This is a genomic window from Gilliamella sp. Nev3-1 (assembly GCF_001690435.1).
Classification (GTDB): domain Bacteria; phylum Pseudomonadota; class Gammaproteobacteria; order Enterobacterales; family Orbaceae; genus Gilliamella; species Gilliamella apicola_C.
The window spans coordinates 1-22,677 of the sequence record NZ_LZHN01000074.1 but is presented as its reverse complement, the minus strand read 5'-3'; the positions used below and the strand labels follow the sequence as shown (position 1 = coordinate 22,677).

At 35.3% G+C, this 22,677-nt stretch carries 19 protein-coding genes, 2 rRNA genes and 3 pseudogenes; 10 read left to right on the top strand and 14 right to left on the bottom strand.

The features are described from left to right. Nucleotides 1-49: 49 nt before the first annotated feature. Nucleotides 50-883, top strand: a complete 834-nt coding sequence (locus A9G40_RS11690) for a mechanosensitive ion channel domain-containing protein (protein ID WP_065583175.1) — start codon at nucleotides 50-52, stop codon at nucleotides 881-883. A 63-nt stretch (nucleotides 884-946) separates the two neighbouring features. On the opposite strand, the gene cysE is transcribed toward A9G40_RS11690, so the two are convergent. Together cysE and A9G40_RS11680 are read right to left on the bottom strand one after the other, a co-directional pair. Beyond that, nucleotides 947-1,708, bottom strand: a complete 762-nt coding sequence (gene cysE / locus A9G40_RS11685; RefSeq protein WP_065583328.1) for a serine O-acetyltransferase — start codon at nucleotides 1,706-1,708, stop codon at nucleotides 947-949. A 188-nt stretch (nucleotides 1,709-1,896) separates the two neighbouring features. After that, nucleotides 1,897-3,138, bottom strand: coding sequence for an oligosaccharide MFS transporter (locus tag A9G40_RS11680; RefSeq protein WP_065583174.1), 1,242 nt, complete (start codon nucleotides 3,136-3,138; stop codon nucleotides 1,897-1,899). Nucleotides 3,139-3,348: 210 nt separating this feature from the next. Between A9G40_RS11680 and A9G40_RS11670 the strand changes: the two genes are divergently transcribed. From A9G40_RS11670 to A9G40_RS15550, 3 genes are all read left to right on the top strand, one after another. Then, nucleotides 3,349-4,353: a LacI family DNA-binding transcriptional regulator gene (locus A9G40_RS11670; protein ID WP_065583172.1), complete on the top strand. Its 1,005-nt coding sequence runs from the start codon at nucleotides 3,349-3,351 to the stop codon at nucleotides 4,351-4,353. Between the two features lie 558 nt (nucleotides 4,354-4,911). Then, nucleotides 4,912-6,393 (top strand): SulP family inorganic anion transporter, encoded by a 1,482-nt coding sequence (locus A9G40_RS11665; protein ID WP_065583171.1) that lies wholly within the window; start codon nucleotides 4,912-4,914, stop codon nucleotides 6,391-6,393. Nucleotides 6,394-6,468: 75 nt separating this feature from the next. After that, nucleotides 6,469-6,591 (top strand): hypothetical protein, encoded by a 123-nt coding sequence (locus tag A9G40_RS15550; RefSeq protein WP_255307315.1) that lies wholly within the window; start codon nucleotides 6,469-6,471, stop codon nucleotides 6,589-6,591. A 3-nt stretch (nucleotides 6,592-6,594) separates the two neighbouring features. Here A9G40_RS15550 and A9G40_RS11660 read toward each other — a convergent pair whose 3' ends face one another. Next, complete coding sequence (locus A9G40_RS11660) at nucleotides 6,595-8,064, bottom strand: glycoside hydrolase family 32 protein (RefSeq protein ID WP_065583170.1); 1,470 nt, start codon at nucleotides 8,062-8,064, stop codon at nucleotides 6,595-6,597. 315 nt (nucleotides 8,065-8,379) lie between these two features. Here A9G40_RS11660 and A9G40_RS11655 point away from each other — a divergent pair, with 315 nt between their 5' ends. Beyond that, nucleotides 8,380-9,339 (top strand): aminoimidazole riboside kinase, encoded by a 960-nt coding sequence (locus tag A9G40_RS11655; protein ID WP_065583169.1) that lies wholly within the window; start codon nucleotides 8,380-8,382, stop codon nucleotides 9,337-9,339. A gap of 95 nt (nucleotides 9,340-9,434) precedes the next feature. Here the strand turns inward: A9G40_RS11655 and ispC are convergent, their stop codons facing one another. The 3 genes from ispC to deoC are packed head-to-tail and all read right to left on the bottom strand — an operon-like array spanning nucleotide 9,435 to nucleotide 12,099. After that, nucleotides 9,435-10,613, bottom strand: a complete 1,179-nt coding sequence (gene ispC / locus A9G40_RS11650; protein ID WP_065583168.1) for a 1-deoxy-D-xylulose-5-phosphate reductoisomerase — start codon at nucleotides 10,611-10,613, stop codon at nucleotides 9,435-9,437. A 1-nt stretch (nucleotide 10,614) separates the two neighbouring features. After that, nucleotides 10,615-11,376 (bottom strand): DNA-binding transcriptional repressor DeoR, encoded by a 762-nt coding sequence (deoR, locus tag A9G40_RS11645; RefSeq protein WP_065583167.1) that lies wholly within the window; start codon nucleotides 11,374-11,376, stop codon nucleotides 10,615-10,617. A gap of 57 nt (nucleotides 11,377-11,433) precedes the next feature. Further along, entirely contained in the window at nucleotides 11,434-12,099 is a 666-nt protein-coding gene (gene deoC / locus A9G40_RS11640) for a deoxyribose-phosphate aldolase (RefSeq protein WP_065579448.1), read from the bottom strand. A gap of 1,279 nt (nucleotides 12,100-13,378) precedes the next feature. Between deoC and A9G40_RS11630 the strand changes: the two genes are divergently transcribed. The 5 genes and pseudogenes from A9G40_RS11630 to A9G40_RS14800 all read left to right on the top strand — a co-directional run bounded on the left by A9G40_RS11630 (nucleotide 13,379) and on the right by A9G40_RS14800 (nucleotide 16,578). Further along, nucleotides 13,379-13,681, top strand: coding sequence for a transposase (locus A9G40_RS11630; RefSeq protein ID WP_081302198.1), 303 nt, complete (start codon nucleotides 13,379-13,381; stop codon nucleotides 13,679-13,681). Between the two features lie 53 nt (nucleotides 13,682-13,734). After that, nucleotides 13,735-14,043: an IS3 family transposase gene (locus tag A9G40_RS11625; protein ID WP_176700493.1), complete on the top strand. Its 309-nt coding sequence runs from the start codon at nucleotides 13,735-13,737 to the stop codon at nucleotides 14,041-14,043. Nucleotides 14,044-14,217: 174 nt separating this feature from the next. Continuing rightward, nucleotides 14,218-14,571, top strand: a pseudogene (locus tag A9G40_RS11620) (integrase core domain-containing protein); the annotation flags it as partial. A gap of 96 nt (nucleotides 14,572-14,667) precedes the next feature. Then, nucleotides 14,668-15,228, top strand: coding sequence for an NAD(P)H-dependent oxidoreductase (locus A9G40_RS11615; protein WP_081302253.1), 561 nt, complete (start codon nucleotides 14,668-14,670; stop codon nucleotides 15,226-15,228). Nucleotides 15,229-15,466: 238 nt separating this feature from the next. Next, nucleotides 15,467-16,578 (top strand): annotated as a pseudogene (locus A9G40_RS14800) (IS3 family transposase). A 261-nt stretch (nucleotides 16,579-16,839) separates the two neighbouring features. Here A9G40_RS14800 and A9G40_RS11600 read toward each other — a convergent pair. The 8 genes and pseudogenes from A9G40_RS11600 to A9G40_RS11565 all read right to left on the bottom strand — a co-directional run. After that, complete coding sequence (locus tag A9G40_RS11600; protein ID WP_141675262.1) at nucleotides 16,840-17,211, bottom strand: hypothetical protein; 372 nt, start codon at nucleotides 17,209-17,211, stop codon at nucleotides 16,840-16,842. 471 nt (nucleotides 17,212-17,682) lie between these two features. Continuing rightward, on the bottom strand, nucleotides 17,683-18,543 hold the full coding sequence (gene rpoH, locus A9G40_RS11595; RefSeq protein ID WP_065566153.1) for an RNA polymerase sigma factor RpoH: 861 nt from the start codon (nucleotides 18,541-18,543) through the stop codon (nucleotides 17,683-17,685). 201 nt (nucleotides 18,544-18,744) lie between these two features. Continuing rightward, complete coding sequence (gene ftsX / locus A9G40_RS11590; RefSeq protein ID WP_065583163.1) at nucleotides 18,745-19,704, bottom strand: permease-like cell division protein FtsX; 960 nt, start codon at nucleotides 19,702-19,704, stop codon at nucleotides 18,745-18,747. Further along, the gene (gene ftsE, locus A9G40_RS11585; RefSeq protein WP_065583162.1) at nucleotides 19,701-20,360 is read right to left on the bottom strand and encodes a cell division ATP-binding protein FtsE; all 660 of its coding nucleotides are present in this window, start codon (nucleotides 20,358-20,360) and stop codon (nucleotides 19,701-19,703) included. Before ftsE ends, ftsX begins: the two co-directional genes overlap by 4 nt. 9 nt (nucleotides 20,361-20,369) lie before the next feature. Next, nucleotides 20,370-21,293: pseudogene (gene ftsY / locus A9G40_RS11580) on the bottom strand (signal recognition particle-docking protein FtsY); the annotation flags it as partial. Nucleotides 21,294-21,428: 135 nt separating this feature from the next. Beyond that, nucleotides 21,429-21,992 (bottom strand): pseudouridine synthase, encoded by a 564-nt coding sequence (locus tag A9G40_RS11575; protein WP_065583161.1) that lies wholly within the window; start codon nucleotides 21,990-21,992, stop codon nucleotides 21,429-21,431. A gap of 147 nt (nucleotides 21,993-22,139) precedes the next feature. Further along, a 5S ribosomal RNA gene (rrf, locus tag A9G40_RS11570) occupies nucleotides 22,140-22,255 on the bottom strand. A 170-nt stretch (nucleotides 22,256-22,425) separates the two neighbouring features. Beyond that, a 23S ribosomal RNA gene (locus tag A9G40_RS11565) occupies nucleotides 22,426-22,677 on the bottom strand; the annotation flags it as partial.

Here is a 22,677-nt window from a genome sequence, read left to right as displayed (position 1 = left end):
CCCAAGACCTTGATAAAAATTTTTATTACCTATTACTGAGGATAATACGATGAATTTTGAAGATTTTTTAAATCATGCCATTTCGTTTATCAAAAGGTACGATGGAGTGGTATTTAGCTATATTGCACATTTTTGTTTTGCTATTATTATTTTTATTATTGGTAGAACTATCGCTAAATTTATTAGCAACCAATTAAAACGCATATTATTAAATCGCCACGTTGATCCGACTGTAGTTAAATTTGTCAGCGCTTTGTCGTACTATGCCTTTATGGTAATGACATTAGTTGCCGTTTTAGGTCAATTGGGCGTACAAACGGCGTCGATTGTCGCTGTTATTGGTGCTGCAGGTTTAGCTGTTGGTTTGGCATTACAAGGCTCGCTATCTAATTTTGCCGCTGGGGTTATTTTAATTATTTTTCGACCATTTAAAGTCGGTGAAACAGTAATCATCAATAGCCAGCAAGGTGTTATTGACTCCATACAGATATTTTCAACATCTATTGTTACCCCAACCAACGAACTAGTTGTTATCCCTAACAGTCAGGTTGTCAGCGCTAATATTATCAACTATACACGCTTACCTGAAAGGCGTTTAGATTTAGTGATCAATGTAGGCTATAACTCAGATATTCAAAAAGTATACCAAGTGTTAAAGCAAGCAGTTGATAAAACTAATAATATATTAACATCCAAAGAGCCTACCATTCGATTAGATGTTTTAGATGCGTCCTCGATGAATTTTAATGTGTTAGTTTGGACATTAAACGAAAATTATGGCACGGTAAAAGGTGATCTACTTGAAAATATCAAAAATGGATTAACTGAAAATAATATTAATATTCCATACCCAACAATGGATGTAAATCTTAACAATAAGTAGCCAATCAATTATTAAAAACTCCGTCTGTGTTTATCAACGGAGTTTTTTATTATCTAATAATAATTAAATATCTTGATCCATATTTAAAGCTGGTTTTTCACAATCAGGGCAACCCACCACTTTCGCTGGTACACCGGCAACGGTTGTATGTTGTGGCACGGGATCCAACACCACAGAGCCAGCACCAATTTTAGCGCCTTTACCTATCTCAATATTACCTAAAATTGTTGAATGAGCACCAATCATTACCCCTTCGCGTATTTTGGGGTGGCGATCACCGTTTTGTTTACCTGTTCCGCCTAATGTTACTGATTGTAAGATAGAAACATCATTCTCAATCACCACTGTTTCACCAACCACAATTCCTGTCGCATGATCAAACATCACGCCACAACCAATTTGAGCTGCGGGATGAATATCAACACCAAACACTATCGCAATCTGGCTTTGTAAAAAAATGGCTAATGATTTACGGTCTTGCATCCAAAGCCAGTGAGCAATCCGATAAGCTTGTAATGATAAAAAGCCTTTATAATAAAGTAGAGGCGTTGAGTAATAATTAGTTGCAGGATCGCGAATATAGACAGCCATAATATCATTTATAGCTGATTGAATAATGCTTTCATCTGCTTCATACGCCTGCCGAGCAATTTCACGAATTTCAATAGCAGGCATAACCTGAGAAACAAGTTTATTGGCTAAAATATAACTTAAAGCATCCCCTAGGTTTTCATGGTTTAGTAAAGTTGCGTGGAAATAACTAGCTAGCATCGGCTCGCTTTCAACTAATGCTGAGGCTTCTTGTCGAATGGTTTGCCATAACATTTGGGGTTTAACAACAATCTTTGCATCGTTCACAACAAGTTCCTATACACATTAACTAAAATTGCTAACATTGTTTCGCAAACTTAACCTAGAAGCAAGTTTTGTATTCATTTATCATCACATTAAAAAGCAAAATGGAAATTCCATGTTTCCATTTTGTTATCATTGTTAGCGCGAATTTAAGATTATTATTGTTTTGATTTTTGCTCATCGCTTAAAGTAAATATTGCTATCGCCGAAGTCAGTAAAACAACACCGGCAAGGACATAAAATGTTGTCGAATATCCGGTATTATCAAATAATTTACCAACTAGCCATGACAACCCAATAACGCCAAGATTGGATGAAATATTAAACCCAACTAAATAAAGGGTCGCCGATAATCTTGCATCAAAATTACCCACAATATATTTGAACATCGCCAAAATAAATAATGGAATTTCAATTGCATGAAATAACTTAACGAATGATATCAAATAAATATTATCTAACGTTGCAGATAATGCAATTCGGCAAATCATAACTAGTGCAGCAACTAATAACGATCTTTTAGCCCCCATTTTGTTAATAAAATAAGGAGCAATAATCATACAAGTTGCTTCTAAAAAGACTTGGAAGGAATTTAAATAACCATAAACTTGATAACCATCTTCTGGTTTTTCAAAAAAACCAGTATAAAAATTAGGAAATAACTGCTGATCATAGATAGTATAAAAACTATAAGTACCAATAACAAACAACACAAACAACCAAAATTTTTGCAAACCAAACAGCGATAAAATTTCGCCCATTGTTGGTATAGTCGTTGTTTTTTCTACTAAAACAGTATCGTTATTTTCAGTTGGTGATGCTTGATATTGTTTTGGCTTAAACATCATATTAATGGTAAAAAAGATAACCGCAACACCCGACGCCATCCAAAAGTTAATATGAGGATCAATGCCAAATAAAATACCCGCAACAAACGTTGCAGCAGCATAACCAAATGATCCCCAAAAACGAGCAGGGCCAAATTCAAAGCCAAATAATCGACTAATACGTTCAATAAAAGAGTCAATCAAAGCACTGCCCGAAATAAAGCTGGCACTTAAAACTGGTGCACCAATACAAACACCCCAAATAAAATCATTTTTTAATAAAGGCTCATACACATAAATTAAAAAAGGGCCAATAAGAACCATGATAATACTTTGGAAGGTCACTACGGCTTTACCTATTTGTAATTTATCTTGGATAATGCCATAGAAAATCATAAAAAACATGGCTGCAGCAGAATTAGCCGCATAAACAATACCTAACTGTTCACCCGATAAGCCAATTTTACTTTTTAACCAAATGGCATAAAAAGACCACCAAAGCGACCATGCAGCATAAAACGTAATAAGGTAGCCTGACGAGAACCAATAGTTTCTATTTTGTATCATATTCATGTTTATTACTCTTATATTGTTGAAATTTGATGAAGTTTAACGTTAACATGTTAATGTTAACATTATGACCATATTTAATACGAAATAGATAGAATCGATTATCATAAATGTTAACCTCCTCACACTTTTTATCATTTCTATTTGTGATATCATCATGCATAGTAATGGCTGTTAATCATTTTTTATCTTGTTAAACAAAAGGATTTAACTATGGCTTCACTTAAGGATGTTGCAAAATTAGCATCTGTGTCACTGATGACGGTTTCACGTGCAATAAATAATCCTGACAAATTAAATAAAGAAACCTATAAACGAGTTAAACAAGCTATTGAACAACTTAATTATGTGCCTGATTTATCGGCAAGAAAGATTCGTGGTGATAACTCGGGACCTTCTGCTATTGGTGTTTTAGCATTAGAAACCGCCATGACACCGTTTTCAGTAGAATTACTCCAAGCCATAGAAAAAACTGCCCAAAATCATGGATGGAATACCTTTATTGTTAATTTATTTGATGATAAAGATGCCGATCATGCCATTAATACCCTACTGTCATATCGCCCTAACGGTATCATCTATACCACAATGGGATTAAGAAAAGTTGAACTGCCTGAAAAGTTATTAGATAAAAATGTTGTATTAGCTAACTGCATAAGCGATTCAAAGCAACTTGCTTGCTATATTCCTGATGACTATTTAGGTCAATATCAAGCCATGCAAAAGGTGATAAATAAAGGTTATAAAAAACCATTATGTATCTATTTATCAGAAAAAACGCTAGCAGGAAAAACTAGGCGCGCAGCAGCCGAACAAGCATGGATTGATGCGGGTAACAATTTGGAGGATATTACCAGTTATCACACATCAATTTTGTCAGCTAACCTAGCTCAAGAATATATGATGACAATTGATATATTGAAACAACATTGTAATAAAAAAACAGATTTTGATGTATTAATTTGTGGTAACGATCGAATCGCTTTTGTCGCTTATCAATTTTTACTTGGTCGAGGTTTTCATATTCCAAATGATGTTGCTGTGCTAGGTTACGACAATATGGTGGGTACTGGTGAGCTATTTTATCCACCATTGACAACAGTGCAATTACCTCATTATGAAATTGGTGAACAAGCAGCTTTACATATTATTGATGGCAAAACCCAAAATGAAATAATACCTGTAGCGTCACCTTATTTAGAAAGACAATCCTTATAAGAAAAATTAAAGACTATTAAAATGAGTAATGCGGTATTTATCATTTAGCGTGTAATACGTAAAAATACCCATCATTTATATCATGTTATTATCAAACATAAATATACGCCATTCAATTGATAATTAAGTAGGTCTATATCTTATTAACTAGTGGTTGAATATTGCCACAAGAATATGAACAATTGTATTACTAAAGAGAGCCATTTGCTAAGGTCAGCATAGGCTAATATTTGGGTGAAAACCCAACAGATTACATTTATTCTATTTAGGTTAGACATTACTAATGTTATCGTACTTTAACCTCATTAAGATATTATAATATTTAACTATAGTTAAGAAATTAACCTTGTACAACTAGTTAAGTTTTATTATTATAAAAAATAAATTTCATTTTGGAGTATAGCTGTGTAGTTTATTGCGAGTTGTTCTTATCAATAATAATTATAATTGCTCGCGTGATGCACAGAAGTCAGGCTTCCCTATCAAATTTTGACAATTTTCTAACACATTGCTTCACGCTGTAATTTTCTTTTGTTTTTTCAGTGGTGGTAAAATTCAATGCAATCTTTACGTCAAGAATGGTTTTCAAATATCAGAAACGATGTCTTATCAGGTATTGTTGTAGCTCTTGCTCTTATTCCTGAAGCAATTGCTTTTTCAATTATTGCAGGTGTTGATCCCAAGGTGGGATTATATGCTGCTTTTTGTATAGCGGTTATTACCGCTTTTGTGGGTGGCCGTCCTGGAATGATCTCTGCGGCTACTGGTGCAATGGCATTATTAGTTGCAAGTCTGGTTAAAGCGCATGGGATTGAATATTTACTAGCTGCAACCATACTATGTGGTATTTTTCAGATTATTGCAGGTTTTGTCAAATTAGGAAATTTAATGCGTTTTGTATCACGCTCAGTAGTAACCGGTTTTGTTAATGCATTAGCGATCTTAATATTTTTAGCACAACTTCCTGAACTGACCAATGTAACATGGCATGTCTATATGATGACTATTGCAGGGCTTGCTATTATTTATCTCTTCCCTTATGTCCCTAAAATAGGAAAAATTTTGCCATCACCGTTACTCTGTATTCTTATCCTTACGGGTCTCTACATCTATTTTGGGATGGATATAAGAACCGTTGGTAATATGGGAGCGCTTCCTACGAGCTTACCTACCTTTTTGCTCCCTAATGTGCCTTTTAATCTTGATACATTATTGGTTATTCTGCCTTACTCAATTTCATTAGCAATTGTGGGATTATTGGAGTCGATGATGACCGCAACTATTGTGGATGATATAACCGATACACCAAGTGATAAAAACCGAGAGTGCAAAGGGCAAGGTATCGCCAATATTATCGCCGGCTTTTTTGGTGGTATGGCTGGTTGCGCTATGATTGGTCAATCAATGGTGAATATGAAGTCAGGAGGGCGAACGCGTTTATCCTCATTGATAGCAGGATCTATACTTTTATTATTAGTTGTTTTTTTGCAAGACTGGGTGAGCCAAATACCCATGGCAGCATTAGTTGCTGTCATGATCATGGTTTCAATTGGCACCTTTAACTGGGACTCGATAAAAAACCTTAAATCATACCCACTTTCAACCAATATTGTTATGCTTGCAACAGTCATTGTCGTCGTATTTTCCCATAATCTTGCTTACGGCGTATTTACGGGAGTATTACTAGCATCATTGTTTTATGCCAATAAAGTTGCCCATTATTTGCAAATTAAAAAGGAGCAACCAGTTAAACAGCAACGTATTTATAAAGTATATGGACAAGTATTTTTTGCCTCTTCTGCAAAATTTATTAGTTCATTTGATTTAAAAGAGGCTGTGCAAAAGGTAACAATAGATCTTACCCAAGCACATTTTTGGGATATAACGGCTGTAGCAGCCTTAGATAAGGTTGTGATTAAATTCCGCAAAGAAGGTGCACACGTAGAAGTTTTAGGGTTGAATAAAGCCAGCAGTACAATAGTTGATCATTTTGGTGTTTATGATAAACCCGATGCTAAGCAAACATTTAATAACCATTAAAAATAATGGTCTGCGTTGATGGCTCTACATTATCATTTATTGTGCGATTATGTGGTATGGAGTAATAATAAACTTATGACACAAATTGTATGGTCAATTATGTTACCTAAAAAGCCATTTATCGCACAACATTTAAAACTTCTCAATAAAAAGCTCAGTATTCAAAGCCAAACTTCACTGCCAATTGGCAGTGAATAGGCATTACGCATAAATAGATTTTAACTGCCAACTTTCTAGATTGGTGATTTTAGCGTTACCATTTTCAGCAAATAGATTTACAGTTCGCTCTGCTGGTAACTTAGGATAGATACGGCTTGAAAAGCTATATAAATCACCATTAATAAAAACTTCAACAGATGAAGCATCAACATATATATGCAAAGTTAATTTTTGTTTTTTTGGTAATGGTACGCTACGATAACCTTTTAATTCAAGCCCCGATAAACTACGATCGAGTACAATCCGCTCAGATTGTAGATCAACATATAATAATGTAGCTTGTTTACCGTCTTTCGTTGCTGCTAGCTGTAAGCCAAATCGTTCGGCCGTGCTTTGCGTCAAATCAAATTCAACGTTCAGCTCGCAGCTAATAGATTCGATATTGGTGTTTTTAAGCTCATTAGTAAGGGTTAATTCCTCAAATGATTTTGGCTTTTCTCGTAATGCTTCAAGCTCTTTGATGGGACGATTTCTAACTTTATTATCTTGATCTAAAATGAGCTCGCGGGGTAAGGTAAATGCTCCAGCCCATTTATCTTTTTTACTTGGCATGATTGATTCCCACATATCCATCCAAGCAAAAATTAAACGCCGGCCATCAGCAGCAAGAAATGATTGAGGTGCATAAAAATCATGACCAAAATCCATTTCTTGAAAAGGTTTAATCATTGAGAATTGTTGCCCTGGTTGCCAATCACCTACAAGGTAACCTGATTGAAAGCGATTACGATATTGATAACCTTTTGCTTTCATGCCTTGTGGCGAAAACATAAGGATCCATTTATCACCAAGTGGAAAAAAGTCAGGGCATTCAAGCATATAAACATCAGGATCGATATCACTCACCAAAACATGGTCAAATTGCCAATTTTTTAGATCATCCGATCGAAATAACAAAACTTGCCCGACATCTTGTGGGGTTCGTTGACCGACTACCATCCACCATTTACCATCTTTTTGCCACACTTTAGGATCGCGAAAGTGCATAATCCCGCTTTTTGGCGTAAGTATGATGCCTTGTTTTTCAAAATGAATACCATCTTTACTAGTTGCAAGACATTGGGTTTGCTCAATTTGCTCATCATTACCTTGCCCATTTAACCAAATATGACCAGTATAAAATAAACATAATTTGTCATTATTATCCACCGCCGATCCCGAAAAGCAGCCTGATTTATCAAATTCTTGATCAGGAGCAATGGCTATTGGTAGCCTTTTCCATGTGACTAAATTATCACTAACTACATGCCCCCAATGCATTGGTCCCCAGTTTTCATCATAAGGATGATGCTGATAAAAAGCATGATATTGACCTTTAAAATAAATTAAACCGTTAGGATCATTCATCCAACCAGCAGATGGTGCTAAATGAAAATGCGGATAATATTGTTTATTCATTACTTTTTCTAAATTTTTGACAGCTTGATTGGCTTTATCAATAGCAGTAGACATAAAAATCCCCTTTTTATCCAATATTAGATACCTTTATCTAAATAGTATCCTAATTTAATTGTTAACGTTAACTATTAATGTGGTTAGCGATAAAATATGTGATGATAGTCACATATTTCTAATATCAACGATGAATTTTTTGTTAAATAATTTAGTTTATGGCAGACTTCTAAAAACAAGCCATAATTAATTGAACAAAAAATTAAACATCAATGATGTTATTAAAAAGTAAAAAAGATGATGTATTTTACAGAGATAGAGTAATCTATGCTTATGGTAGATTACCGCAGTAACGAACTATAATCGAGTTGAAAAATGAATAATACTAAAGTTTGGTCCCTTGGGGATGCTGTCATTGATTTGTTGCCATTTGGTGATATGAATTATCAAGCTTGCGCTGGTGGGGCGCCAGCTAATGTCGCAATTGGTGTTGCAAAATTAGGATTACCTTCCGCTTTTATTGGTCGGGTGGGCAATGATCCTTTTGGTGAATTTATGGAAACGACTTTCCGTAAATATCACGTTGATTGTCAAAGCCTTGAAAAAGACGAACAACATCGAACAAGTACTGTGGTTGTCGATTTAGGTCAAAATGGCGAACGCAGCTTTACGTTTCTTGTGTCACCTTCAGCTGATCAATTTTTGTCTCAGCAAGCAATACCTGATTTCAACCAAGATATTTTACATTTTTGTTCTTTGGCTCTCGTCGGGCATACTTGCCGGCAAACAGTCAAAACAGCAATCGAACGTCTTACAGCTAAAAGTGGTTTAATCAGCTTTGATGTTAACTTGCGCGAGCAGATGTGGACAAATAAAAACGAAATGCGCACAACTATTACGCAATTTTGCCATGATGCCGATATCCTCAAGTTATCGGACGAAGAACTATTTTGGTTAACACAATGCAATGATTGGCATGAAGCACTAAGTAAACTACAACAACACTATGAAGCACCATTAAAGCTCATTACCAAAGGTAAAGATGGCAGTATTGTATTATGGCAAGGTAAAACCTTTACTTTTGATTCGTTTCATGTAAATAGCGTTGATACCACTGGTGCGGGTGATGCTTTTGTAGCAGGATTATTAAGCAGTATTGCATCATCAGGCATGCCAGAAGATAAGCTCATGTTAGAAAGCATGATGACTATAGCTAGTGCTTGTGGTGCCTTAGCAACTACTCAAAAAGGCGCATTAACCGCATTACCTGATAGTGTATTTTTACAATCATTTATTAGCGATAACCCTACATTAACGGCGAAACAAATGACCTAACAAAGAGTGCCACTAATGGGGCAGTAAAACATAATTTTGGTTGTCAACTGCCCTTACTTAAATTTAATTCATTGTTTATTAAAACTAAATAATATTTAGCACTGGCCACATTGTGATCTTGCCCAATGATCTATTATAAAAACATCATCAATAGTTGACGGTTCAGGAAAAGTTAATTTTTCTAAGGTTTTTGATACATTTTTAGCAATATCCATAAATCCGATTTTATTTTGCAAAAAAGCCTCAACCGCAACTTCATTGGCAGCATTGAGCGCTGTGGTAGCCGCTTGCCCTTGATTAAAGGCATCGATTGCCAATTTTAAACATGGATAACGGTCAAAGTCAGGTTGTTTAAATGTTAACGACGAAATTTGCGTAAAATCTAAAGGTGGTACGCTTGAAGGCACACGACCGGGATAAGACATGGCATAAGCAATTGGCGTGCACATATCAGGCACACCGAGTTCAGCCACCACACTACCATCTTGATAACGTACCATTGAATGGATGATTGATTGCGGATGAATAATAATTTCCATTTCGTCGGCACTGGCATTAAATAGCCAACGAGCTTCAATATATTCCAGCCCTTTATTCATCATCGTTGCCGAATCGACAGATATTTTTTTACCCATCGACCAATTAGGGTGAGCAATCGCTTGCTCAGGGGTGACATGTGCAAGATTGGCTAAATCCCAATCACGAAATGGTCCACCAGAACCCGTTAACACGATTTTAGTAATGCCATGATCGGCAAGGTTAGTAAAACCTAAATTATGCTGTACCATCGTTGGTAAACTTTGGAAAATGGCATTATGTTCGCTATCTACTGGCAACAACTTGGCACCATACTCTTTAACCGCCTGCATAAACAAATGCCCACAGGTTACTAGCGATTCTTTATTGGCCAGCAAAATACGTTTACCTTTTTTAATGGCAGCAAGGGTTGGCTTTAGTCCAGCCGCACCCACAATAGCCGCCATAACTTGATCTATTTCTGGCAATTGCGCTAAATCACAAATGGCTTGTTCACCACTTAACACTTCAACATCCAATTTTAGATTAGCAAGATTTGCTCTTAATTGAGCAGCCGCTTGCTCTGTTGCCATGGCAACGTATTTTGGCTTAAAGTCTAAACATTGCTCAGTCATTTTTATCACATTATTGCCACCAACTAAAGCATAAGCTTTAAATTGATGTGGATTTTGAGCAATAACGGTTAAAGTACTACAACCAATTGAGCCAGTCGATCCTAAAATTGCGATATTTTTCATATTAATACATCAAGTTAATGTTATAGTTATTGAAAAAAGTGATAAATTCCTTAGCAGGCGCTTTATCTGTAATAATTTGGTTAAACAGCGTTAACTCGCCAATAAAAGCCGGCTTAACTTGATTAAATTTAGTATGATCGGCAATCAAAATATTCTGACCTGATTTTTTTATAGCTTGCAATTTCATATCAAGCTCATCAAAATGATAACAAGTTACACCTTGTTCAATATCTATCCCCGCGGCCGAAATAAACGCTTTATTTGGGCAAATCGAATTTAATTCACTATGCTGTCCAATAGCGCTAAAAATCGCATTATTAGCCTGATAATGACCACCACATAAAATTGTCTTACAATTAGATTTATTTTGTAATGCTAAAAATGCGTTTAATGAATAACAGATAGCGGTAAAAGTAACGGAATCATCAATAGCATCAATAATAAAAGGTATTGAGGTACCGCAATCAAAAAAGACGGTATCATTATCAAAAACTAATTTGCTTGCCCGTTTAGCAATGTGTAACTTTTCGTTAACTTGTTTATCTTGTTGGTCTGAAACAAAATATCGTGTTGCTTGATAACGAGCATCGCTGACAATATAACCACCTAAAACACTTAATGAGGCAGAAACACTATTTAAATCTCGCCGAATGGTCATTTCTGAAACCGCTAACAGCTTAGCAGCATCTTTTAAATGAATCTTATCAGTTTTTGTTAAAATTTGAATGAGCTCATTAATTCTTTTTTGTGATTGCATTTCCATTCAGATTCCATCAACGACAATAAGCAACATAACGTCGCTTATTGATGGGTTTATTGATTAATAATTGCTTGATGATGTAGTGTTACCAGAAACAATAGCAATACCTGCACTTGCGCCTAATCGTGTTGCACCCGCTTGGATCATTGCTTCCGCCGTTTCACGATTGCGAATACCACCAGACGCTTTCACACCCATCTTATCGCCCACGGTTTTGCGCATTAATTTAACATCTTCAACAGTGGCACCAGCAACACTAAAGCCTGTTGAAGTCTTAACAAAAGCCACTCCGATTTCTTTACAAATGGTGCAGACTTTAACAATTTCTTCTTTCGTTAATAAACAGGTTTCTAAAATGACTTTTAATGGCACTTGACCACAAGCTTTAAATACCGCTTCGATATCATTTTTAACAGCGTCCCAATCATTGCTTTTTAACCAGCCTACATTAATCACCATATCGATTTCTTGTGCGCCCGCTTTAATCGCCATTTCGGTTTCATAAGCTTTAGCACAAGTCAGCATAGCACCAAGTGGAAAACCAACGACCGAACAAACTTTAACATCACTGCCATTGAGTAAGCTTGCAGCTAAAGGAACATAACCTGAATTCACACAAACAGAATAAAAATGATATTCCTTGGCTTCATCACAGAGTTTACGAATTTGATCTTCCGTCGCATTCATTGCGAGTAAAGTATGATCAATATACTTTGCATAGCTCATAACGAGATCCTTAAATTGTCTTTGTAATAATGTCTAATAAATATTGTTAGTAGGTAAATGAATAGTAATGTTACAAAAATAACAAAGATAAAGCCATAATGTTATTATAATAACATTATGTAACAATTGTATAAAATAGTACAGTCAAAAATAGCTTTTTAAAAAGCAGAGCGCGATCTTACAAAGATTAGATTTAAAAAAGTAAGATTTTTTGTGATGTGTTTAATTTAGCTATTCTTTTATATGCCAATTTTACCACTGCTAACACCGCTTTCGGCGTTGGCAGGTCACTTACGCAACCAATTCGCTTCGTTATTTAATTAGTTCACCGATCTTGTAAGCGAAAGGTCGTGCCTTACGCAGCAACCTTTCTTAAATAGCCTCGGCTAGATTAGTCCATATCAACCTCACGACCAAGGACTAGGGTTTAAGGACCGAAGCGCAAAAAGTCTGGCTAGAGTCTCTCGACCGGTATCTGTATATCTCACCAGTGCCTATCCACACAATGAACCGGTCGAACCGTTCACTATCCGGAGTAGCGTCACTCGTCCAGTGGTCGTCGGTACAACTGGCACCAGGGTAGTTGAGCAAGTTGCCCCACTCAGTGAGGAAACCGGCGTTAATATTGCGCTGGTAATGATTACTAGATGAAGATGGCGTGGTGCCGACTGAACCTTCACAGCCAGAACCACCCATGACACCTATACACTGCGAATTAGTAAAATCCCTTACTCTTGGCATCTGGTAACCGATACTTCTACACCAAGACAATGAATTAAAATAGCCATAGTAATTATATTCACCTCGGGTGACGAACCACTGCTTTAACTTAAATCCATACTTGATAACAGCACTACCATGACTATCTTGACCAACTAACTCGAATGTCGCTGGCAAAGAGGGACGAGGTATATTACCTGGAGAATCGGAATTCATCTGCCCGTTAACGTAACACGTAATCCCCCTGGGCGATCAAAACTACGCCAATCCTCAGCAGATGGGTTAGTCGGAACCACTGTCATACTTGCGGATTACCATGAATGACCGATGGCCAACTCAATGTACTTGGGCCTACCCCACCTATGCCTAAATAAAAGTACAAACCATTAGCACCAGTAGTAGGGAAGTTTTTATCATAATGGGGTCTGTAGACTGGGTAAAGAAGCCCTTATCTGGGTTCCAGATGTTTGATGGACCAGCAAAATGGACAGGCTACACTAATTAGTACCAGTTTAATAAGGTCATTGTTATGATAACCAAAAAACAAAAGGAACCAACAATGACAAATCTCATTTCAAGAAGAGAAAAACGCAGTTTTAGTAATGAATTTAAAAAACAGAGGGTAATGTTATACCAAAATGGTAAAAAACGAGCGGATATTGTCACCGAATACGACCTGACTAAATCCGCATTAGATAAGTGGATTAAGCAATATCAAACCACTGGTGAGTTTACAGCTCAAGCTAATCGTCGTGCTCAAGAAAATGAGCTCATAGCCCTACGTAAAGAGAATAAGCGATTGTTAATGGAGAATGACATCCTAAAGCAAGCGGCGTTGATAATAGGACGAAAATCAAATTAATCACCGAGAATCAACATCGATATAGCTTACGTGCGTTATGTCGATGTTTACAAGTGTCAAGAAATAGCTTCTATTATCAACTACAATTAACCAGTAAAAAAACAGACAAAGAGCTTAGTAAAAAAGTGAAAGCGGTATCTAACGATAACTATCAATCCTATGGAACAAGACGACTACAAGTAGCGCTTAGAAAGAAAAGCATACTATTATCCCGTCGCCGAATTGCTCGAATCATGCAAGAAAATGGATTAGTATCAAAATATACCTGTAAAAAATATCGTGCTAATACAGAACAAAGCAACGAATCAACAGTAAGTAATGAACTTAATCGTGAGTTTACCGTAGGTCAACAACGAAAATAGAGGAAAATAATTTGATAGTCATCTACGTGATGAATGTTTAAAGGAATTTGGCATTCAACGCTCATTAAGCCATAAGGGCTGTCCCTATGATAATGCTGTTGCTGAAGCGACATTATTATTTATTTCGTCTAAAGGGGAAGCTTGTATAAACGGAATGGTAAAAAAGGCGACAATTTGCCAATGCTTCGAATATTAACTGATAGAGGAACGGAGTTTTGTGATGCTATTGAAAAGTATGATTATCAACTTTATCTGACCATTAATGATATTGAACATACTAAGACAAAAACTATGTCGCCACAAACGAATGGGATCTGCGAGCGTTTTTATAAAACTATTTTACATGAGTTTTATATGGTGACATTCCGTAAAAAGCGCTATTCAGATTTAGAAACACTCCAAACAGATCTGGACAATTGGCTGCATCATTACAATAATAAACGAACTCATCAAGGAAAATTGTGCTGTGGTCGAACCCCAATAGAAACATTGCTTGATGGAAAACGGATCTGGGAAGAAAAAATCTGAACCAGATTTAACCTGACAGACACCCAATAAAAACTGGTAACCGTCAGATAAAGAAAACAAACGTTCACAACAGAAATTTATAACGGAGGTAACCAAATGAAACATTGTATTATTTATGCACATCCCTATGAGCTTAGTTTCAATCATGCTATTAAGGATAAAGTTATTAGCCTTATCAACAGTCGTGGAGAACAGTACAATTTGATTGATTTGTATCAGCAACGATTTCAGCCTGTGTTGTCTACTGACGATTTTATTGCACTGCAAAACAATACAGTCAATGATGATGTAAAAAGTCATCAGCAATTGGTAACTGAAGCTGATAATCTCATCTTTATTTATCCTATATGGTGGTTTGGCCAACCTGCCATTTTAAAAGGCTGGATTGATCGAGTATTGTCTTCAGGCTTTGCCTATAAAGATGATGAAAATGGGTTTACTCCACTATTGACGGATAAATCTGCAACGTTAATTGTTACGCTTGGTTCTACACAAGAAGTACTTTTGCAACATGATATGGATGATTTCATGAAAAGTATGATTGTTGGTACATTGAATCTAGTTGGCATAAGTAATGTAAATTGCCAACAGCTTTATGAGGTACCTACGTTAACAGACGAAGATCGTCAAGCTATGCTGGACAATATCTCTATTTAATTATTCCAGCTTAATAACATTGCTAATATAACACTATTAAAAGGTAGCGTTGTATTAGCCTGAGTCTGGGCAGCTTTATTGCTGATGCTGGACTAAAAGTGTGATTAATCGACTTAGATATACGGCCAATTTTGGGTCATGTATTCAATTTTGGACAGGCTACACTAATTAGTACCAGTTTAATAAGGTCATTGTTATGATAACCAAAAAACAAAAGGAACCAACAATGACAAATCTCATTTCAAAAAGAGAAAAACGCAGTTTTAGTAATGAATTTAAAAAACAGAGGGTAATGTTATACCAAAATGGCAAAAAACGAGCGGATATTGTCGCCGAATACGACTTGACTAAATCCGCATTAGATAAGTGGATCAAGCAATATCAAGCCACTGGTGAGTTTACAGCTCAGGCCAATCGTCGTGCTCAAGAAAATGAGCTCATAGCCCTACGAAAAGAAAATAAGCGTTTGTTAATGGAGAATGACATCCTAAAGCAAGCGGCGTTGATAATAGGACGAAAATCAAATTAATCACCGAGAATCAACATCGATATAGTTTACGTGCGTTATGTCGATGTTTACAAGTGTCAAGAAATAGCTTCTATTATCAACTACAATTAACCAGTAAAAAAACAGACAAAGAGCTTAGTAAAAAAGTGAAAGCGGTATTTAACGATAACTATCAATCCTATGGAACAAGGCGACTACAAGTAGCGCTTAGAAAGAAAAGCATACTATTATCCCGTCGCCGAATTGGTCGAATCATGCAAGAAAACGGATGAGTATCAAAATATACCTGTAAAAAATATCGTGCTAATACAGAACAAAGCAACGAATCAACAGTAAGTAAGCAACTTAATCGTGAGTTTACCGTAGGCCAACAACGCAAAGTGTTAGTGACTGATTTAACTTATGTGAGAGTAAAACAACAATGGCATTACCTTTGTATGATTATTGATGTAAGCAATCGAGAAATCGTGGGACGAAGTGCAGGAAAACATAAAAATGCTCAACTGGTTATGGATGCTATCAGCCAAACCCCTATTAACTTAAATTCAGTTGAGTTATTTCATTCAGATAGAGGAAAAGAATTTGATAATCATCTACTTGATGAATGTTTAAAGGAATTTGGCATTGAGCGTTCATTAAGCCATAAGGGATGCCCTTATGATAATGCCGTTGCTGAAGCAACATTTAAAGCGGTGAAAACTGAATTTGTATCAAACACGATTTTTGATTCACTTGAACAGCTCAGGCTACAATTTAATCACTATGTGGATTGGTTTAATTATAATAGACTGCATTCGTCTTTAAATTACCAGTCACCCATTGAATATAAAATGAATCTATGACCTTATCTTTTTGGTACTAAAAAGTGTGGACATACCACTAGGAACTAGGTAATATTACTGTATACCAAAAGGACATCTTTGTAAGAAATTAGTTTTTTTGTATATTATTTAAATACGATTAATCAAATTTATTTGAAGATTATATTCTTGGCTAAAACCCTAAAGAGCGTTATTAATAATCACTATACTTTATTTGTAACTTTAATTGAAGCTGCAGGCAAGATTGGATAGAGTAAAAATAGTTGACAAATAATATCAACTTTAAAACACTGCTCTTTTATTCCAGATGGAATGTTCTACTGGAATCCATTTATCATCTTTTTCTTCAAACCATACGGTTAGATTTTCTTCTTTATTGCTAGCCCATGTGACTTCCCTAATTTTAATATCCCTGCTTTTTATTTGTTTTTGTGTAAAAAACTTAAATAAACCAGCTCTAAACTCAGTAATAAAACCATCCTTTTTACCCAAAATAAAAGTTTTATCCCATAAAGGGGGATATTTTTTTATTAAACAATCTATAGATGCCTTTTTTATATGATTAAAATGTATAAGTTTTTTTATGGCATCGTTATCACTATCATTTAACGCTTTATTAACTATTATAGGATTTTCGTGATTATTTTCTTCCATTATCTTAATTTTATTGCACGAAGATAATAGCAAAATAAATAATATAACGAATCCGCTTTTCTTCATAACTTTATACTATACCAAAAGTTGTATTAGGTAACATAAGTTTTAGCTAATTGAGAATATAAGTGACATTTCGGTCATTCATTTCCTACGATTAGAGTAATATTGCCTTTTAAATACCCCATAGTTAGTACATAACTTACCTAGAAAATTATACTACCTGTTTTAGTCTTTTATATTCAATTTACCTCATATTTATTTAATGTCCCATAAAGTTATTCGGTATTATGAATAATTAGCCATTGTTTTGTTACTTTCCTTGCTTGTTGCAAATTGTTAAAAAATATAAATCTAACACTTCTGGGCGACATGCACGCTGTTTAATAAAATTAATCTCGAAAACATCAGTTGTAAAAAAACCTTACTCTTTATAAGTAAGGTTTAGGAAGTTAACATTAATAAACAAAACTATGCTTCTATAGCAACTCGTAATTTCTTCATTGCATTTTTTTCAAGTTGACGAATCCGCTCAGCTGAAACACGATATTTATCGGCTAGCACTTGCAATGTTGATTTACTATCATCAGAATCTAGCCATCGTGCTTTAATAATATCTTGGCTACGTTCATCTAATTGTGATAATGCATCATGTAACTTATCTGTCGCGTCATTTTCCCAATTATCATTTTCAATTGATTTTGAAAAATCAGAGTTGCTATCTTCTAAGTAGAGAGAAGGTGCAACAATTGAATTATCATCATCATCACTATCTACATCAAATGACATATCTTGAGCCGACATGCGAGACTCCATTTCAAGCACATCCTTACGGCTTACACCCAACTCATTGGCCACCATATCAACTTCAGCATTATTAAACCAACCTAAACGTTGTTTAGTCTTTCTTAGATTAAAAAATAGCTTTCTTTGTGCTTTGGTTGTTGCAACTTTAACAATACGCCAATTTTTAAGTACATATTCATGAATTTCAGCTTTTATCCAATGGATTGCAAATGAAACTAAACGCACACCAATTTCTGGATTAAAACGACGCACAGCTTTCATTAAACCGATATTTCCTTCTTGGATCAAATCCGCCTGTGGTAAACCATACCCTGAATAACCACGAGCAATATGAGCGACAAAACGTAAATGAGACAAAATAAGTTGTCTTGCGGCATCGACATCGTCATGATAATAAAGTTTTTCACCCAATGATTTTTCTTCTTCTGCAGTTAGCATTGGATAAGTGTTAACCATACGAACATATGATTCAATGTTACCTTGTGGAATTAAAGCACCTACTTGGATTTTTATATCAGTATTCATTTAACTCCCCCTTTATCTTAACTAATTCTTGTTACATAAATTAGATGTAACAATCAAAAAACGTAAAACTACTGTCTATTTATTACTTTGACCTTCAGACTATAAATTAGTTCATCCTTTTTATGTAAAATCAATAAAAATATCCCTAAGTTAGCTACTCATCAATACTAATATATATTTTAGTTAGTTACGTAGAAATAGCTAGGTAATTTTTGTCATTTTTAAATATTTTTTTGTTGCAACAAATGATGAAAACCATCCAATAATTATAGTAATAAGTAAAATTAATAGGCTTTCATCCCATAATAAACCTTCAATATGAATTATTGTTCCAAAAGCATCAGAAACATTCAATATGATTGCTTCTATTTGAAAAATAAATATTTCTGATAATGCCAACGCAATAATAGCGCTAATAAAACTAATAAAAATTCCACTATATAAAAAAGGGCGCAGAATAAAACCTTCTGTTGCGCCAATTAATTGCATAACAATTATGGTTTGTTTTCTAGCAAAAATATTCAAACGAATACTATTACCTATTACAAGTGATACAGCAATAATCATAAAGATTGAAATAACCCAAACAATAGATTTCACCATATTTGTCAACGCAGTTAATTTAGTAAACCAACTATCATCTAACTTTATATCATCTATCCCCTCAATATTGAGTAATTCAGCTTGTAACCGATGCACTACCTCTGTATTTTTTGCTTCTTCTTTAGGTATAACAATCGCCACTGCAGGTAATGGGTTTTCATCTAATAGATCTAATGCACTGCTAAAACCAGACCATGCCTTAAACTCTTCTTTTGTTTCTTCTCGAGAAAGGTAATCAACTCTATCAACCTCGATATAATATTTAAGTTTGCTCAATAATTCAGCTGTCTGCTCTGAAGTTAATTCTTTATTAATATAAACAGTGAGATTCGGTGTTGGGTACCATTTATGTGCAGCTTGATTAGCATTCTTCCAAAGTAAATAGCTAATAGTGGGTAACATAATAGAAATTGCAATAACAAAAATAGTCAGTAATGATGCAAAAATATGTTGTGTAAAATCATTAAATGTATTGCGCCAAGCATAACCAATTTGCCTTTTCCAACGAGACAAAAAGTTATTTTGATTTTCTTTCGATTTAGCAGAATTACGTGTCAATTTTTAACCTCTAAACGCCCTTCAGTTAAATGCAATATTCTATGATGCTTGCGGCGAATAAGTCCCATATTGTGTGTTGCCATCAAGACGGTTACACCTGCTTGATTGAATTCTTCAAAAAGTTTTAAAATATCTTTTGATAGTTTATCGTCTAAATTACCTGTCGGTTCATCGGCAAGCAAGACGCTTGGATGGTTAACAATTGCTCGCGCAATTCCCACTCGCTGCTGTTCTCCTCCCGATAATTGTATTGGGTAAAATTTCATTTTATCTATCAATCCGACCTTATCCAACGACGCTGAAACTCGGCTACGAATTTCTTCTGCGGGTTTACCTAAAATGATCAATGGAATAGCAACATTATCATAAACGGTATGGTCCATTAATAACTGATGATCTTGAAACACCATGCCAATAGTGCGACGTAAAAATGGCATATCATGTTTTTTTAGATTTGAAACATCAATGCCATTTAATAACACTTTACCATCATTAGCTTTCTCTAAACCACAAGTTAACCGCATTAACGTACTTTTACCTGCACCAGAATGTCCTGTTAAAAATGCCATTTCTCCGGGTGATAAAGTAAAACTTATATTCTGCAGTGCTGGCTTACCACCAGAATAAATCTTACTTACGCGCTGAAATTGGATCATGAATTTTCTCTATTCATCTTTTTCATCAAATAGGGCATTGATAAAATCATCGGCAACAAAAGGTCTCAAATCTTCAATTTTTTCACCAACGCCGATATAACGTATAGGAATATTAAATTGATCTGCAATACTGAAAATAATACCACCTTTTGCCGTACCATCTAATTTAGTTAATGTCAAACCTGTGACACCTACTGCTTCATTAAATAGTTTAGTTTGGCTAATAGCATTTTGGCCGGTACCGGCATCAATAGTTAACATGATCTCATGAGGAGCTGTTTCATCTTGTTTTTTTATCACTCTGACTATTTTTTTCAATTCATCCATTAAATGAGATTTATTTTGCAAACGCCCTGCTGTATCGGCAATTAACACATCTATTTTTTTTGCCTTTGCTGCTTGTATCGCATCAAAAATAACGGAAGCTGAATCAGCATTAATATGCTGCGCAATAACAGGAATATGATTCCTTTCTCCCCAAACTTGCAACTGTTCAACTGCTGCTGCACGAAAAGTATCACCAGCAGCAAGCATAACTGATTTACCTTGCTGTTGAAATTGACGAGCTAATTTGCCAATTGTCGTGGTTTTGCCTACACCATTAACACCAACCATTAAGATAACAAATGGATTATGGTTACTTATCTCTAAAGGTTTATCTACCCCATCTAAAATAGACTTCATTTCTTGTTTTAAAAGTTCTTGAAGAGCATCAGCATCTTTTAATTCTTTTCTTGAAGCCTGTTGAGTTAACGAGCTTATTAGTTTTTGTGTAGTATCAAAACCAACATCAGCAATAATAAGTTGCTCTTCTAGCTCTTCAAATAAAGCATCATCAATTTTTTTTCCTTTGAATAAACTTAAAAAACCAGCTCCAATATTCTGTTTAGTCTTAAAAAGACCTTTTTTTAAACGAGAGAAAAACCCTTCTTTTTTTTGTTCAACCATAAATAATTCATCCCATGATCACCTAAATATCATTTTATCTTATTTTAGAATAAAGCCCAATTAATTCGATATTTTTAGAAATTATAAAAGATAGAATTCGTTGATCATAGCCAATATTGGTTATAAATAAAGATCTTGAGTTGTGATATATCGCCATTCATTTAATGGCAACTGATGAGCAAACAGATTGTATGCGCCTATTTGAACTCTAACCAATCTTAAACAAGGAAAACCAACAGCGGCACACATACGCCTAATCTGTCGATTTTTTCCTTCTGTGATTGTAATGCTTACCCATGAAGTTGGTATTGTTTTGCGCTCTCTAATAGGAGGAACTCTTTGCCATAATTGCAATGGTTCATCAAGAAAAGTTACTATAGCCGGTGCGGTATAAAATTCTTTTAATTGAATTCCTTTTCTTAACCTATCTATAGCTTTTTGATTAATAATGCCTTCCACCTGTACCCAATATGTTTTGGGTAATTTAAACTTTGGTGAGCTGATTTTTGCCTGTAATTTACCATTATTTGTTAACAATAATAACCCTTCGCTATCAGTATCTAAGCGTCCAGCAGGATAAAAATTAGGTAATGTGATATAGTCTTTTAATGTTTGATATTTTCCATGCACCGAAAATTGTGTCACAACATTAAACGGTTTATTAAAGGCAATTAGTGAACTCATTTCATTCCAACATCAACTTATCATCTTCAATCCGTTATTCTTCGGACTATCCGCTCTAGATATTACTATACAAATCAGAGCTCCATTAAATAAAATACCAAACGTAAAAAAGCCCAGCATCGCTGCTGAGCTTCACTAAATTTAAAAGTCTGGCGGCACCCTACTCTCACATGGGTAATACCCACACTACCATCGGCACTACGGCGTTTCACTTCTGAGTTCGGCATGGGGTCAGGTGGGACCACCGCGCTATTACCGCCAGACATATCCTGTCTTCTCTTCTCTCAATTACCATGTATTATCTCATATCCACAGCAATTGCTCAATCCGGAACAAACTGCTCTCTCATTTATTAAACAATTTAAAGTCAATCTCTCTAAATATATCAACTTCAATCATCCTATCGCGTAACTCCAAAACAACTCCGAGTTGTAAGGTTAAGACTCTCGGTTCATTAGTATCAGTTAGCTCAATGTATCACTACACTTACACACCTGACCTATCTACGTCTTAGTCTCAAACGGACCTTACTGAATCTCTTCAGGGAAAACTCATCTCAAGGCTAGTTTCGTACTTAGATGCTTTCAGCACTTATCTATTCCGCACGTAGCTACCGGGCAATGCAATTGGCATCACAACCCGAACACCAGCGGTGCGTTCACTTCGGTCCTCTCGTACTAGAAGC

What these genes read in the sequence shown, in the direction of transcription:
- A9G40_RS11690 (WP_065583175.1), top strand. Translation starts at nt 50, where the DNA reads ATGAATTTTGAAGATTTTTTAAATCATGCCATTTCGTTTATCAAAAGG.
- cysE (WP_065583328.1), bottom strand. Translation starts at nt 1,708, where the DNA reads ATGTTATGGCAAACCATTCGACAAGAAGCCTCAGCATTAGTTGAAAGC.
- A9G40_RS11680 (WP_065583174.1), bottom strand. Translation starts at nt 3,138, where the DNA reads ATGAATATGATACAAAATAGAAACTATTGGTTCTCGTCAGGCTACCTT.
- A9G40_RS11670 (WP_065583172.1), top strand. Translation starts at nt 3,349, where the DNA reads ATGGCTTCACTTAAGGATGTTGCAAAATTAGCATCTGTGTCACTGATG.
- A9G40_RS11665 (WP_065583171.1), top strand. Translation starts at nt 4,912, where the DNA reads ATGCAATCTTTACGTCAAGAATGGTTTTCAAATATCAGAAACGATGTC.
- A9G40_RS15550 (WP_255307315.1), top strand. Translation starts at nt 6,469, where the DNA reads ATGACACAAATTGTATGGTCAATTATGTTACCTAAAAAGCCATTTATC.
- A9G40_RS11660 (WP_065583170.1), bottom strand. Translation starts at nt 8,064, where the DNA reads ATGTCTACTGCTATTGATAAAGCCAATCAAGCTGTCAAAAATTTAGAA.
- A9G40_RS11655 (WP_065583169.1), top strand. Translation starts at nt 8,380, where the DNA reads ATGAATAATACTAAAGTTTGGTCCCTTGGGGATGCTGTCATTGATTTG.
- ispC (WP_065583168.1), bottom strand. Translation starts at nt 10,613, where the DNA reads ATGAAAAATATCGCAATTTTAGGATCGACTGGCTCAATTGGTTGTAGT.
- deoR (WP_065583167.1), bottom strand. Translation starts at nt 11,376, where the DNA reads ATGGAAATGCAATCACAAAAAAGAATTAATGAGCTCATTCAAATTTTA.
- deoC (WP_065579448.1), bottom strand. Translation starts at nt 12,099, where the DNA reads ATGAGCTATGCAAAGTATATTGATCATACTTTACTCGCAATGAATGCG.
- A9G40_RS11630 (WP_081302198.1), top strand. Translation starts at nt 13,379, where the DNA reads ATGACAAATCTCATTTCAAGAAGAGAAAAACGCAGTTTTAGTAATGAA.
- A9G40_RS11615 (WP_081302253.1), top strand. Translation starts at nt 14,668, where the DNA reads ATGAAACATTGTATTATTTATGCACATCCCTATGAGCTTAGTTTCAAT.
- A9G40_RS11600 (WP_141675262.1), bottom strand. Translation starts at nt 17,211, where the DNA reads ATGGAAGAAAATAATCACGAAAATCCTATAATAGTTAATAAAGCGTTA.
- rpoH (WP_065566153.1), bottom strand. Translation starts at nt 18,543, where the DNA reads ATGAATACTGATATAAAAATCCAAGTAGGTGCTTTAATTCCACAAGGT.
- ftsE (WP_065583162.1), bottom strand. Translation starts at nt 20,360, where the DNA reads ATGATCCAATTTCAGCGCGTAAGTAAGATTTATTCTGGTGGTAAGCCA.
- A9G40_RS11575 (WP_065583161.1), bottom strand. Translation starts at nt 21,992, where the DNA reads ATGAGTTCACTAATTGCCTTTAATAAACCGTTTAATGTTGTGACACAA.